Annotated in this window: 12 protein-coding genes; 5 read left to right on the top strand and 7 right to left on the bottom strand. The window is 73.5% G+C overall.

From position 1 onward, the window contains the following. Positions 1 to 160: 160 nt before the first annotated feature. The 3 genes from O7612_RS28960 to O7612_RS28950 are packed head-to-tail and all read left to right on the top strand — an operon-like array spanning position 161 to position 2,641. Positions 161 to 892: a phosphocholine cytidylyltransferase family protein gene (locus tag O7612_RS28960; RefSeq protein ID WP_282269120.1), complete on the top strand. Its 732-nt coding sequence runs from the start codon at positions 161 to 163 to the stop codon at positions 890 to 892. Continuing rightward, complete coding sequence (locus tag O7612_RS28955) at positions 880 to 1,947, top strand: iron-containing alcohol dehydrogenase family protein (protein WP_282269118.1); 1,068 nt, start codon at positions 880 to 882, stop codon at positions 1,945 to 1,947. The genes O7612_RS28960 and O7612_RS28955 overlap by 13 nt, the downstream gene beginning before the upstream one ends. After that, positions 1,922 to 2,641 (top strand): CDP-alcohol phosphatidyltransferase family protein, encoded by a 720-nt coding sequence (locus O7612_RS28950; RefSeq protein ID WP_282269116.1) that lies wholly within the window; start codon positions 1,922 to 1,924, stop codon positions 2,639 to 2,641. Before O7612_RS28955 ends, O7612_RS28950 begins: the two co-directional genes overlap by 26 nt. Here the strand turns inward: O7612_RS28950 and O7612_RS28945 are convergent. The 4 genes from O7612_RS28945 to O7612_RS28930 all read right to left on the bottom strand — a co-directional run bounded on the left by O7612_RS28945 (position 2,638) and on the right by O7612_RS28930 (position 7,018). Continuing rightward, positions 2,638 to 4,818 (bottom strand): peptidase domain-containing ABC transporter, encoded by a 2,181-nt coding sequence (locus O7612_RS28945; RefSeq protein WP_282269114.1) that lies wholly within the window; start codon positions 4,816 to 4,818, stop codon positions 2,638 to 2,640. The two genes, O7612_RS28950 and O7612_RS28945, sit on opposite strands and share 4 nt — an antisense overlap. Continuing rightward, the gene (locus O7612_RS28940) at positions 4,776 to 5,768 is read right to left on the bottom strand and encodes a TIGR04500 family putative peptide maturation system protein (RefSeq protein WP_282269112.1); all 993 of its coding nucleotides are present in this window, start codon (positions 5,766 to 5,768) and stop codon (positions 4,776 to 4,778) included. Before O7612_RS28940 ends, O7612_RS28945 begins: the two co-directional genes overlap by 43 nt. Then, complete coding sequence (locus O7612_RS28935) at positions 5,765 to 6,775, bottom strand: hypothetical protein (RefSeq protein ID WP_282269110.1); 1,011 nt, start codon at positions 6,773 to 6,775, stop codon at positions 5,765 to 5,767. Before O7612_RS28935 ends, O7612_RS28940 begins: the two co-directional genes overlap by 4 nt. A gap of 69 nt (positions 6,776 to 6,844) precedes the next feature. Then, the gene (locus O7612_RS28930; RefSeq protein WP_282269105.1) at positions 6,845 to 7,018 is read right to left on the bottom strand and encodes a putative ATP-grasp target RiPP; all 174 of its coding nucleotides are present in this window, start codon (positions 7,016 to 7,018) and stop codon (positions 6,845 to 6,847) included. A 132-nt stretch (positions 7,019 to 7,150) separates the two neighbouring features. On the opposite strand from O7612_RS28930, the gene O7612_RS28925 reads away from it, so the two are divergent. Continuing rightward, positions 7,151 to 8,554, top strand: a complete 1,404-nt coding sequence (locus O7612_RS28925; protein ID WP_282269103.1) for a helix-turn-helix transcriptional regulator — start codon at positions 7,151 to 7,153, stop codon at positions 8,552 to 8,554. 40 nt (positions 8,555 to 8,594) lie between these two features. On the opposite strand, the gene O7612_RS28920 is transcribed toward O7612_RS28925, so the two are convergent. The 3 genes from O7612_RS28920 to O7612_RS28910 all read right to left on the bottom strand — a co-directional run bounded on the left by O7612_RS28920 (position 8,595) and on the right by O7612_RS28910 (position 12,276). Further along, on the bottom strand, positions 8,595 to 10,691 hold the full coding sequence (locus O7612_RS28920; RefSeq protein ID WP_282269101.1) for a tetratricopeptide repeat protein: 2,097 nt from the start codon (positions 10,689 to 10,691) through the stop codon (positions 8,595 to 8,597). 93 nt (positions 10,692 to 10,784) lie between these two features. Then, entirely contained in the window at positions 10,785 to 12,074 is a 1,290-nt protein-coding gene (locus O7612_RS28915) for a hypothetical protein (protein ID WP_282269099.1), read from the bottom strand. Between the two features lie 76 nt (positions 12,075 to 12,150). Continuing rightward, positions 12,151 to 12,276, bottom strand: a complete 126-nt coding sequence (locus O7612_RS28910) for a hypothetical protein (RefSeq protein ID WP_282269098.1) — start codon at positions 12,274 to 12,276, stop codon at positions 12,151 to 12,153. Positions 12,277 to 12,919: 643 nt separating this feature from the next. On the opposite strand from O7612_RS28910, the gene O7612_RS28905 reads away from it, so the two are divergent. Next, positions 12,920 to 13,264, top strand: coding sequence for a hypothetical protein (locus O7612_RS28905; RefSeq protein ID WP_282269096.1), 345 nt, complete (start codon positions 12,920 to 12,922; stop codon positions 13,262 to 13,264). Positions 13,265 to 13,444: the final 180 nt, after the last annotated feature.

Here is a 13,444-nt window from a genome sequence, read left to right as displayed (position 1 = left end):
CGGCCCGATCCGATCCCCGGCCCGCCCGCCCGACCCGGGTTCCGGCCCGCCGGTGCTGGCCGGGGTGAACTCCCGGTTGGCGGCGGCCGTCCGGTGCCGCGGGGCTATCCTCCACGGTGACCTGGAACGGTGACCCGGAGTAGTACGAGGGAGGCCCCGCATGATCGGGATGGTGCTCGCGGCCGGTGCGGGGCGCCGACTGCGCCCGTACACCGACACCCTGCCCAAGGCGTTGGTGCCGGTGGACGGTGAGACCACCATCCTGGACATCGCGCTGCGCAACCTGGCCGAGGTGGGGCTCACCGAGATCGTGATCGTGGTCGGTTACGCCGCCGACGCGGTCGTGCGGCGGCAGGCGGCCCTGGAGGAGAGGTACGGCGTCACCCTCACCCTGGTGCACAACGACAGGGCCGAGGAGTGGAACAACGCCTACTCGCTGTGGCTGGCCCGGGAGCACTTCGCCCGCGGCGTGCTGCTGGTCAACGGCGACACCGTGCACCCGGTGAGCGTGGAGAAGACCCTGCTGGCCGAGCGCGGGCCGGGCATCCTGCTCGCCGTGGACACCCTCAAGACGCTGGCCGAGGAGGAGATGAAGACCACCTTCGACGCCGCCGGCCAGCTCACCCGGATCACCAAGCTGATGGACCCGACCGAGGCGTACGGCGAGTACATCGGGGCGACGCTGATCGAGCCCCGGGTGGCCGGGGCGCTCGCCGACGCGCTGGAGGCGACCTGGCGGCGGGATCCGAACCTCTACTACGAGGACGGCTACCAGGAGTTCGCCGACTCCGGCGGTGAGGTGCGGGCCGCGCCGATCGGGGACGTCTCCTGGGTCGAGGTCGACAACCACGACGACCTGACCCGGGCGCGGGAGATCGCGTGCCGCTACTAGCCCGTACCATCCTGACCCCGCTGCACATCGACGTGCGGCGCGGTGCGGTCGCCGACCTCGCCACCATCCTCGCCGACGGGCGGATCTCCGCCGGGGGCGACGTGGCGGTGGTGGTCGGCCCCGGTCAGGGCGGGCAGATCGCCGAGCTGGTCCGGCCGTCGCTGCGCTCGGCGGACGTCTTCACCGTGTCCGGCGGCACCCTCGACGCCGCCGACGAGCTGGGCGGCAAGCTCCGCGAGCGGTCGTACGACGCGGTGGTCGGCATCGGCGGCGGCAAGACCATCGACGTGGCGAAGTACGCCGCCACCCGGCGCGGCCTGCCGATGGTGACCATGGCGACCAGCCTGGCCAACGACGGCATCGCCTCCCCGGTGGCCAGCCTGATCACCGGGGGGCTCAAGGGCTCCTACGGGGTGCACATCCCGATCGCGGTGATCGTCGACCTGGACTTCGTGGCGGCCGGGCCGGACCGGCACAACCGGGCCGGCATCGGTGACGTGGTCAGCAACATCAGCGCCCTGGCCGACTGGGAACTGGCCCGGCAGGTACGCGGCGAGCCGGTCGACGGCCTCGCCGCCTCGCTGGCCCGGATGGGCGCGGAGGCGGTGCTCGCGCACACCGGCGACATGACCGACGACGCGTTCGTCACGGTGCTGGCCGAGGCGCTGATCTCCAGCGGCCTGGCGATGGCGGTCTGCGGCAGCAGCCGACCGGCCAGCGGCGGCTGCCACGAGATCATGCACGCCGTCGACACCCTCTTCCCGGGCACCTCGTCACACGGCGAGCTGGCCGGGCTGGGCGCGCTGTTCTGCACGTTCCTGCGGGGCGACCAGCGGCGCTTCGCCGAGATGTCGGCCTGCCTGGGCCGGCACGGGCTGCCCCGGCACCCGGTCGACGTGGGCTTGACCGACGACCAGTTCGTCGAGGCGGTGCAGTTCGCCCCGGCCACCCGACCCGACCGGTACACCATCCTGGAGCACCTGGCCATGTCGGTTACCGAGACACGGGAACGGCTGGCAGACTACGCCGGTGCACTCCGCGACCACAGTGGCTGAACCCCGTCCCACCGTTGCCGACTTCCACCGGGTCAACCGGGGCGGCGGCCTGTTCAGCGAGTCGGTCAGCCAGTGGCTGGGTGCCGTCTTCGCCCTGGTCGCCCAGCGGCTCGGGCTGCGCCCGACGGCGCTGACCATCACCAACCTGGTGCTCGGCCTGGCCGCCTCGGTGACCGTGGTGGCGCTCGCCGACCGGGTCGCCGCCGGTGCCGTACCGGCCTGGCTGGTCGGGCTGGTCGCGCTGGTCGGCTGGCAGGTGGCGTACGCGCTGGACTGCGCCGACGGGCAGCTCGCCCGGGTGACCGGGCAGGGCAGCGCGGCGGGTGCCCGGGTCGACGTGCTCTGCGACGTGGCCGCCCAGATCGCCCTGGTCGCCGCCCTGTCCGCCACCGCCGTGGCGCAGCGCCCGGAAACGCCGACCTGGCTGGTCGCCACCTTCGCCGGCACCTGGATGGTCAACCTGGTGACCTCGGTGATGCAGGCCGGCCCGAACGCCGCCAGCATGGTCACCTCCACCTCGCTGCCGGTACGCCTGGTCAAGCTGGTCCGCGACTACGGTGCGGTGATCTTCGTGGCCGGGTTGGTGCTGATGGCCGCCCCGGCGCTGGTGTTCTGGGTGATCGTGGCGTTCACCGTGGTCAACGGCGGGTTCCTGCTCGCCAGCATCGCCTTCTCGGCCCGCGCCTCGCTCTAGCACCGCGGGCGGGCCGCACCGGGTACGCCGGCCAGCCGGGCGAACGGCCCACCGGCGGCCAGCAGCGACCCGGGTGGTCCGCACTCCACCAGCCGGCCACGGTCCAGCACCAGCACCAGGTCGGCGTCGGTGACCGTGGACAGCCGGTGCGCGATGACCAGCCGGGTCATCGGCAGCGTGCGGAGCGCCGCCTCGACCGCGGCCTCGGTCACCGTGTCCAGCGCGCTGGTCGCCTCGTCCAGGATGAGCAGGGCGGGGTCGGCGAGCAGCGCCCGGGCGAGCGCGACCCGCTGCCGTTGCCCGCCGGACAGGCCGGTGCCACCGTCGCCGAGGTGGGTGTGCAACCCCATCGGCAGGGCCGCCACCTCCTCATGCAGCGCGGCGAGCCGGAGCGCCCGGGCGACGGCGGCGTCGGAGGCGTCCGGGCGGGCCAGGGTCAGCGCCTCCCGGAGGGTGCCCGCGCCGAGGTAGGTCTCCTGGAGGACCACCCCGATCTGCCGGCGCACCGAGGACAGGTCCAGCGTGGCCAGGTCGTGGCCGTCGACGTGGATGCGCCCCGCGGTCGGGGCGTACAGGCCGGTCAGCAGGCCGACCAGGGTGCTCTTGCCGCTGCCGGAGCCGCCCACCACGGCCACCTTGCTGCCCGGCCGGATCACGGCGGTGACGTCGCGCAGTGCCCAGGGCGACCGCCGGTCGTAGCGGAAGCTCACCCCGCTGAGGGTGACCAGCCCGGTCAGCACGGGTGCGGGCGCACCCGGGGTGGGTTGCTCGACCGGTGCGTCCGCGATGTCGGCCAGCCGGTCCATGGTGGGCGCGAGCAGGGTGAACGACGGCAGCCGCTGCGCCAGCGCCACCGCCGGGGTGATCGCGGCGACCGCGAGCGCGGACAACCCGGCCGCCCGCCCCGGTGAGTCGGCCTGCCGGACCGCGACCAGCAGCATGAGTACCGGGCTCGCCATCGACCAGGCGGCGAGCAACGCGTCGGAGACCGCCGACAGTCGGGCCAGCCGGTGCGCCGCCCCGACACCGCGGTCGAACGACTCCCGCCAGCGTCCCCACACCCGCTGCTGGGCCCCGGCGACCCGGATCGCCGCCATCCCCTGCACCGCGTCGGCCAGCCGGGCCGCTTCCTCGCCGGAGGCGAGCAGTTCCTCCCGTTGCAGCGCGCCGGAGCGACGACCGACCCACAGCGCCGTGCCCGCCTGGACCGCGATCACACCGGCGGCCACCAGCCCCAGTACCGGCGCCAGCACGGTCACCACGGCCAGGTAGCCGACGACCAGCAGGCCGTCGAGCGCGGTGGCCACCAGCGCCGACGCCAACAGGTCACGGACGGCGGTGACCGCCCGGACCCGGTCGACCAGGTCACCGGCCGACCGGCGGTGGAAGTACCGGTACACCACCGCGAAGAGCCGGTGCACCGTCTCGGTACCGAGGCGGGTGCCGATGCGCCGTTGCAGGGCGGCCACGGTCAACCCCCGGGCCAGGGACAACGCTCCGGTGAGCAGGGCCAGCGCGGCGACGGCGGCGAGCCAGGACGCCTCCGGCGGCGCGGCGGCGTCGATGATCGCGGCGGTGGCCCACGGTACGGCCAGTCCGGTCGCGGTGAGCAGCACCGAGGTCGCGGCCAGCAGGGTGAGCAGGCCGGTGTGTCGACGCAGCACCGGCACCAGCAGGTCGCGTACCGGCGCGGACCCCGGTGGGACCGGCGGGGCGGGACCGGCGGGTTCGGCCAGCAGCACCACGCCGGTGGTACCGGCCGAGAACTGGGCGGGCGACAGCCGTCGGCGGCCGACGGCCGGGTCGATCACGTCGATGCCCCGCCGACCCACCCGCTCCACCACCAGATAGTGGTCGCCGTTCCAGTGCGCCACCAGGGGCAGGGCCAGTTCCCGCAGCCGGGTGGCGTCCCGGCGCAGCGCGGGCAGGGCGATCGCCCGGCAGCGCAGCCCGTGCTCCTGTGCCGCGTCGCGCAGGTCGCGCAGGCTCAGGCCGTCCCGGCCGACGTCGAGCCGGGCCCGCAGGTACGACGCCGGGACCGCCCGGCCGCAGGCGGCGAGCAGCATGGCGAGCGCGCTGGGTCCACAGTCGGTGGCGGCAACCTGGAGCACCACCGGCACCCGTCGCCGGCCGGTCACCGGACCCGGGTCGTCCGGTCCCGGGACAACCAGAACCACTCGACGTCCGTCTCGGCCCGCCGCCGCGCCAGCCACTCGTCGAACATGGCCCGCTCGACCAGCGCCCGGGTGCCCCCGTCGAGGACGGCCGGCTCGCGGTCGACCACCACCGCCGTCACCGCCGTCCCGGCGATCGTGGTCGGCACCGGCCCGCTGGCGGCGCGCAACTCGGGCGGGGCCGCCACCGCGACCGTCCGCAGGATGCCCGCGGCCCGCCCGGCGTGGACCGCGGCGGCGACCGCCGAGAGCGCCGCCACGCGGTCGGTCGGCGGCGACCCCTCGGCGGTCCAGGCGATCACGAGGGTGTCGAACGAGGACCGGTGCGCGGCGAACCAGGACGGTAACCCGTCGCCCACCACCTGCCGGCGCAGCCGGGCGACCGCCACGGTGTGGGCGATCAGGTCGGCGAAGTCCTCGGCGCTGAGCCCCCGCTCGGTGAGCCACCGTGCGGTCGCCCCGGCGTCGAGCAGGCCCTTGGCCCGGCGGTACGCGTCGGCCGCCGCCTGGAGTTCGTCGTCGTCGACCTCGACCGGGTGCTGCTCCAGCTCGGTGGCGACCAGGCCGGTGTCGACCAGCCGGGCGAGCACGTCGTGGTCGTACCAGAGGAAGTCGAGGGCGGTGAGCGCCTCACCCACCCGCAGGGTCCGGGTGCCGACCCGGGCGAGATGGAGGTCGGAGTGCCGGACCGCCCCGCGCAACGGCCACGGCAGTGCCGGCGTCGGACTGTACGCCACGGAGACCGTGCCGGCGGGTTCGCGCAGCAGCACGTCGAAGGAGACGGAGCCGTCGGCGGCCTCCTCGTCCCGCACGATCGCCGGATCGGCCCCGGGCCAGCGCTCCCGCAGCGGGGCGAGGCGCCGTCGGGCCTCGCCCATCCCGGCGCGGTCGGTGGTCAGCTCCCGCACCAGGCGCAGGGCCGCGTCGAGCAGGGCCGGGTCGAGGGTGGTCATGTGTTGGCTCCGGGGGTGGGGGCGGGCGCGGTGAGCAGGTCGACCACGGCGGAGGTGATGGGCAGCCCGGTCTCCTCCTCGACCCACAGGTACTGGCCGGTGGGGTTGATCTCGATGTAGACGTACCGGTCGTCGGGGGTGACGATCAGGTCGAGGGCGCCGTAGCGCAGGCCGAGCGCGCGGGTCAGCGCCACGCACCGGTCGGCGACGTCGTCGGGCAGGTCGTACCGGGTCAGCGGGGTGTTCCGGTCGTCCTGGCGACGCCAGTCGTGGCGGGCGTGGTTGGACCGTTGGGAGTCGATGGCGGCGGTGAACACCCGGTCCCCGACGACGGTGACCCGCAGCTCGACCCGTTTGGGCACCCGGGCCTGCGCGATGAGGGGACAGTGGCGTACCCCGTCGACATGGCCGATGTCGCGGTGGGTTACCGGTTCGGTGTAGCGCAGCAGCTCGTCGCGGAGGGTGGTCAGCCCGACCTGCTTGGTGATCAATCGACCGCCGGTGTGGTCGAAGAGGTCGAGCACCGCCCCGGGGGCGTTGCCGACCGCCGTCGCCGGCACGTCGAAGCCGAGGCGCAGGGCGAGCTGGAGCTGACGGACCTTCTGCTGGGCGCGCAGCACCACCGGCCGGGCGGCGGGCAGCGCCGGCACGTCCAGGGTCTCCCAGACGTCGCCGACGAACTGCCGGCTCTCCGCCACCACGAAACCGGCGTGGGGTTCGCCCAGGTGGGCCGGGGCGACCGGGACACCGGGGCGGCGGAACCAGACGGCGGTGACCGTGTCGAGGTCGAGGACCCGGTCGCCGGTCCCGTCCGGGTGGACGTCGCCCGGGTCGGCGTGCCGGACCAGGGTGCGGGTCAGCCGACCGTCCCGGATGGTCACCGACAGCGATGCGCGGGACGGGACGTCGGCCGGGTCGAAGCGGACCCAGCCGACGCCGCGCCGGCCCAACTCCACCTCGGCCGCGTCGGCGTGCACGTCGTCGGGAGCGGTCAGGATGAGGATCATGGGTACTCCGGGCGGGGGCCCGCCGACGGCCCGGCCACCTCGGTGGGCCGGATCGTCGGCGGTGACGGATCAGTCGAAGTCGGTGTCGGTGTCCGGCCGGCCCCCGCCGGGGATGTCGTCGATGGTCTTCGACGAGCCCGCGCCGTTGCGCGGCAGGCCACCGAGCATCCCGGCGAGCTGCTCGTCGGCCAGCTCCACCCCGTCGGCGGGAATGGTGGCGATCTGTACGGTCCTACGCTTCATGGTGCTACCTCTATCTGGTTCGTCACGCGGGCCGGCCGGGTGGACCGGCCGGTCCGAGCAGTCTGTGCCGACCGGCGTGAGCTGGGCACCAGGGATCTCCCCAGTCTTGGACCCGGGTTCTACGCTCAGCCGGTGTCCACCGAGATCACGGCCGAGCGCCTGCTGTCGGCGGCCGACCGCGCCGATCCGGAGCGGGCCGCGGGCCTGGTGTTCCAGGCGTTCCTCGCGCTGTCCCGGACCGCCGACAGCGACCGGTTGCTCCCGCTGCTGGCCCGGGCGCGGCAGGCCCACGAGGCGAGCGGTTCGCCCCGGACCGAGGTGATCTACCGCACGCTGGTGGGGACGGCGGCGACCCGGGCCGGTCTCGCCGAGGGGCCGGAGCACCTCGCCACCGCCGTACGGGTCTACGACGAGAACGCTTTCGGGGACGACCCGGTGCCGGTCGAGTGCGCGCTGACCGCCGTGATGACCCTGATGCGCCCGCACGAGGCGCGACGGTTCGCCCCGCTGCTCGCCACCCTGGACCTGGCCCCCGCCGACCGGGCGCGGTTGCTCGCGTTGATCGGTGTGGGTGACGCCTGGGCCGGCAACCTGGTCCGGGGCCAGGCCGAGCTGCGGGAGGCGGCCCGGCTCGCCGCGCGGTGCGGCAGCCTCGACGTGCAGGCCGAGGCGACCTCATGGCTGGCCAAGTGCGACGCGCTGCGTGGTGACCTCGACCAGGCCGCGATCCACCTCGACCAGGCCCGCGGGCTGGCCGCGCAGGTCGGTTCGGCCTGGGTGGCCCGGCACCTGCCCGAGTGCACGGCCGCGCTCGCGTTCGCCCGGGGCGACGAGGAGACCTGGGCGGGGTTGCTCCAGCTCGTGGTGGCCACGGATGCCGGGGTGACCGCCGGCCTGCAGTACGAACACCGCTGGGAGCTGGCCACCCACCACGCCCTGGCGGGTCGGCCCGGGGTGGCCGCCGACCTGCTCGCCGGGGTCGAGGACCCGCCGTCCTCCTGGCCGGGCGGACCGGTGCTGCCGGCGTGGCGGGCCTGGATCCTCGATCCGCACCCGGCCGCGACGACGGCGCTGACCGCCGCGCTGCACCTGCTGACCCGGCCCGTCGAACAGCTCCTGGCGGCCCGGATCGCCTGGCTGCTGGGCGTACACCACGGGCGGGGCGGCCGGCGGGGGGACGCGGCGCGGCTGTTGGAGCAGGCGTGTGCGGGCTACGCCCGGATCGGTGCCGCGGGGATGCTCGCCCTGGTGATGCGGGATCTCCAGGCGCTCGACACACCACCCGCCGTCGGTGCCGCCCGGTCGTCGTCCGCTGCCCCGACCGCCGACTTCGCCGGGCCGACCGGTGGGCCGACGCTGACCGAGGCCGAGGCGCGGGTCGCCACCGCGATCGCCAACGGGCTCAGCAACCGGGAGGCGGCCCAGCGGCTCTTCGTCTCGGTCAAGACAGTCGAGTTCCACCTCGGCAACATCTTCCGCAAGCTCGGCGTCCGCAACCGCACCGAGCTGGCGACCCGACAGGCCCGGATCCGCTGAGACCGGTACTGCCGGCCGGGAACCGGGCTGCCGGCCGTACTCAGGCCGGCAGCAGCCGCGCGCGGTGATCGGCCACCTCGGCGGCGAGCGTCGGATCCGCCGCCGCACACGCCTGGAAGTCGGCGTCCGCCTCGGCGTGCCGGCCGGCGTCGGCCAGGGCGAGCGCCCGGTTGAACCGGACCGCCGGATCGTCGTCGAGCTCCAACGCGTGGCCGAGGTCGGCGACCGCAGCCGGCAGGTCGCCCAGCTCGTAGTTGGCCACCCCCCGGGCGGCCCAGCCGGCGGCGAGCGTCGGATCGGCGGTCACCGCGTCGGTCAGCGTCCGCCGGGCCTGCTCGGCGTCCGTCTCCAACTCCAGTTGCCCGCGTACGCAGAGCAGGTGACCGTTGTCCGGGGCGAGCGCCAGCCCGGTCCGGACGTCGTCCCACGCCCCGTCGACGTCGCCGAGCCCCTGGCGCAGCCCGGCCCGGTTGATCCGGGCGTCCAGGTGCTCCGGGTCGAGGTCGAGCACCCGGTCGAAGCCGGCCAGGGCTGCTTCGACGGCACCGAGTTCCAGCAGCACGTCGGCCCGGTTGTAGTGCACCTCGGGGAAGGGCGGGGACAGCCGCGAGGCCTGCTCGTAGCTCTCCAACGCCTCGTCGAGGCGGCCCAGCCGGCGCAGCAGGGTGCCCCGGTCGAGGTGGTACTCGGCATAGTTGGGATCTATCGCGATGACCGTCTCCAGGTCGGCCAGGGCCTCCTCCGGCCGGCCCAGGGCGGAGAGCAGTTGCGAGCGGTTGTGGCGCAGCACCGAGCGGTGGAGCAGGTGCTTGTCGTCACCCAGGGCTTCCTCCATGCTGGCGATACCGGTGGTGATCAGATCCAGCGCCTCGGTGAGCTTGCCCTCGTGCATCGCCACCAGGGCCAGGCCGTTGCGGTTGAAGACCAGGTTGGCGGCGCTGTCCTGCGGGTTCGGAGCCAGCCGGGCGAATGCGATCGCCGCGTTGCACCAGGCCCGCGCCTTGCGATGGTCCCTCTTGCCGGTTTCCAGGTGCCGCGTGTAGATCATGGCGGTGGCGTACGCCGCCTGCATGTGCACCATGCCGCTGTCGGTCTGCGCCCGCGCCTCGTCGTAGAGGGCCAACGCCTCCAACGGCCGTTCCAACGCCATCAACGAGGTGGTCATCTTGGTGGTGAACGCCCACCAGTGTTCCACCTGTCCGGACCAGTCGATCACCGCCCGGCCACGCGCCCCGTAGTCCACAGTGGCGTGGTAGAAGCCCAGGTTGACGCAGTATTCGAGTGCCTCGCGCAGCGCGTCGGCACCGGTCGAGCCGGGCGCGCTGCCCCGTTCCCGGTGCAGCGGGACGGCACCGAGCCGACACGACCACTCGCCGGTGGCGAGCAGGTGGTCGGCCCGGTCGTCGTGCAGGGCGGCCCGGACCGCGGCCGGCAGCTCCCGGTAGGCGGCCAGCACCGCCGGATCGTCGTCGACACAGTCACCGGCCACGTAGCTCCGGGCGTAGGTCGCCGGGTCGGCGGGCGGCCCGGCCGCCGGCTGCGCCGGATCGCCGTCCACCGGCACCGCGTACCGCTGGAGGGCGGGCAGGAGCGGGACGGCGACCGCCCCCGGCGGCTCGTCCACCGTGTCGGTGGCCGTCGCCACCCGCAGCTGTAGCAGCCCGGGGTCGGCCCGGCGCAGGAGCGTCCCGACGAACTCCCGGTCGGTCGGGTCCGCCTCGTGCAGGTTCTCCACCACCAGGTACCTCGGTCCGTCGGCGAGGTGCCGCAGCCACGCGTCGAGCAGGTCGACCAGCCCGTGCGCGTGCCGCAGGGTCCGCATCCGGGAGTAGAACCGGGTCCGCTCCGCCGGCACCGCCAGCGACGTCAGCGTCTCCCGGGTGGCCGGAACGAGGTCCCGTAGCTCCGGCGCGACCGAGAGGATCTCGATCTGGTGCCGGGCGACGAGGTCCGGACGCCCGGCCAGGATCTCCGGCACCAGGGCACGCAGCAGGGCGCCGGCGGCCGTGTACGGCCCGCGCAGCCACCGGTGGGCGTCGACTTCGGCGAGCACCGGCATGTCGATCCCGGCGGTCAGCAGCCGTTGCCGGTCGTGGTGTCGGGCGGCCCGGATCCAGCGGTGGGGGGTCTGTTGCACGGTTCGCCTCTCGGTGGTTGCGGTGCCGTCGGTGGTGGGTGGCCGACCGACGGCGGGGCGGGGTGCGCTCGGGCCGGGCGGTCGAGGGCGTGCTCAGGCCGGGGCGGTCCGGGCGCGGCTTCGGGTGCGCAGGGCCAGGTAGCCGACGAAGGCGAGTTCGGCCACGCTGAGCACGAGCACCACGGCGGCGTCGACGAGATTGTCGACTCCGTTGCGGCCGTCGAGTTCGGCCACCGCCTCGACGAAGAAGTGGATGCCCGCCGGCACGATGGCGAAGACCAGCGTGGCCAGGGTGGCGGCGTACCCGGCGACCATCAGCCACGAGTACCAGCGCGCGGTACGCCGGTCGGTGGGGTGCAGCTGGGCCACCTGCGGGTCCAGACCAGGGCGGCCGGTCAGCCGGCGGAACCGGTGCCGCAGCAGGACACTGGCGCTGCCGTGCAGGTCGACCGTCCCGAGCACCAGCGTGAGCAGGTAGTACAGGTCCGTACGCAGGTAGAGGAAGAACTGCCAGGCGACGCGGAGCAGCGCGCCGAAACTCAACGCGAGGCAGAGCCGTGCCAGCAGGGGCAGCGAGCCGTCGGGCTCGCGCAGCGCGGCGGCGGCGAGGGTCAGCAGCGCCATCACCACCAGGTCCACGCCGATGCCGGCGAGCATCGGCACCCAGCGTTGGCGACGCGGGACGGTGACCAGGCCGTCCATCACCGTCTCGAAGACCAGATACTGCAAGCGGTACCCGATGGTCAGCCGGCTCCGCAGCCCCAACCGTCGACCCGCCAGCGCGTGCGCGGACTCGTGCAGGGCGATCAGCGGCCACTGGCCGACGGCCAGCACGATCGTCACCACCGTCAGGTAGTCGGTGAAGAAGATGGCCCGGTAGTGCGGGCGCAGGTCGGGTTGCGCCACCGCGACGACGACGGCGGCCACGACCAGCGCCGCGTAGGCGAGCAGGGCCACCGGGGAGAAGAGCGCCCGGCCCAGCCGCTGCCAACGCACCGGCGCGGCTGCGCTGGCGGATGCGGCTGCGGTTGCCGGTGTGACTGTGGTCGCGGAGGGGGTGGTCGGTCCGGTGGCGTCGGGCAGGGTGACCAGACCCAGGTCGGCCAGGTCGACGAGGAGTTCGGCGATGTCGACCTCCTCGCCGTACGTCTCGGCGTACCAGGCGGCGGCGGCTCGGGGTGTCATCCCCTCGCCGAGCCGGCGCAGCAGCTCCGCGCCGTCGACGGGCAGGACCGCGTACGAGTCGGTGGCGGCGTTGCCCACCACGACACCGTCCCCCTCGGGCAGGAACGACAGGATCGGTACCTGCACCTGCCGATCCGGGTCGAAGCCCGACTCCCCGGCCGGGGCGGTGACCTGGTCGGTGCCGGCGTGGCCGCTCATGCCGTCCTCCTGTGGTGGTGTCGGTCCCGGCGGAGCGCCGCCCGACCGGGAGAGCCGGTCGGGCGACGCGCCACGATCAGAACGGCCAGCAGGAGAACGGGGCGTACAGGGCGTTCGCGTTGGCGGTCAGCCGAACCGAACCGGCCTTGCGAACGGTGATCTTCTTCATCGGCCGCGCGGCCTTGACGTCCTGGGTGTTCATGGGGGAGCCCTCCTCTGATCGGGACGCTCGGTAATGAGCCGATCACAGGCTATTCCTGCGGGCTCGAATTAACCTTGAGGTCTCCTGAAGACGGACTTGGGAACGGAGAAATAGCAGGGAAGGCCCCGGTTTTTCTCGTGGCCGTGCGTGTGGTCATTCGCCGACCAAAGCACAAAATCCGACAATGGCCGGGTAAGTGCCAACTGCGGGAAGTGAAAGCAGCATATTTTACCAATTGGCGAGTGGGTCGGCGGTGTCGTCTGGCGAACCACGGTGCGACGGCCGTCGGTGAGCCGTCCCCCACCCAGGGGCGAGCCGTCACCGAGCGGGAGACCTTCGTACGGCTGGCGGGCCTCAAGCGGCACGTCGTTCTGCCGGCACCTGACGTCGGGCTCGGCTTTCGGGTCACGGCCCGGCACCCGGTGGACCCCCGCGCGGCATTCTCGGAGCCCAGCTCCGGGGTGGCCCGTCCTGGCGCCGGGATACTCGAGGGCTGTCCGGCCCCGGGCGCTGCGCGTACTCCGCGTTGCGTCGGGCCTGCCCGGCTGCGGTGGTCACTCGCGAAAGGTTCCGCGGAGTTGTGGAACTGGCCTGGCGGAAGGGCTCCGGGGGTCTGGTGGTGCTTATGGGGCACCCTGGGCAGGTGACCACCCGCCTGCAGCGTCAGCTACAAGCCAACCGTCGGCACCGGGTCGCCGCGCCCACTAGTCCTGGCCGCTCGTTCAGACGTGACGTCCTGATCAACGTGATGGCCAATGTGTTGGCTGCTGGTGTGCTGTACCTCTTCGCGGTGGCCACCGGGTATGTCACGGCCGATCGGGTAGTGATCACAATTTCCCTGCTAGCAACGGTAGCCGTTGAGGCGATTGTCTTCCAGAGCGTGATGTCCATCCCCTTCGATCAACGCGGTCGACGTATACCTGCCATCTTGCGGATGCTCACGATCGGGTTCTATTTCGCAGGGCTGGTGATGCTGGTTGCCGTCTAGCCGGCAATACTGAGCGGGCGGGACAGTGATAACGACTGCGGTCGACTTTCCACACAGTGCGTGACGGCGTCTGCCGCTTCTCTGGTGGGTGGCCTCTTTGCGGGACGCGGGCAGCGCTCGACGGGATCGCCGTGCGGGCCAGGATCGGCGCTGAGATGTGCCCTGGTTGTGCCCGATGAT

Source organism: Micromonospora sp. WMMD987, assembly GCF_029581435.1.
Taxonomy (GTDB): Bacteria; Actinomycetota; Actinomycetes; order Mycobacteriales; family Micromonosporaceae; genus Micromonospora; species Micromonospora rifamycinica.
The sequence above is the reverse complement of the archived record's forward strand: the minus strand, read 5'-3'. Positions and strand labels throughout refer to the sequence as shown.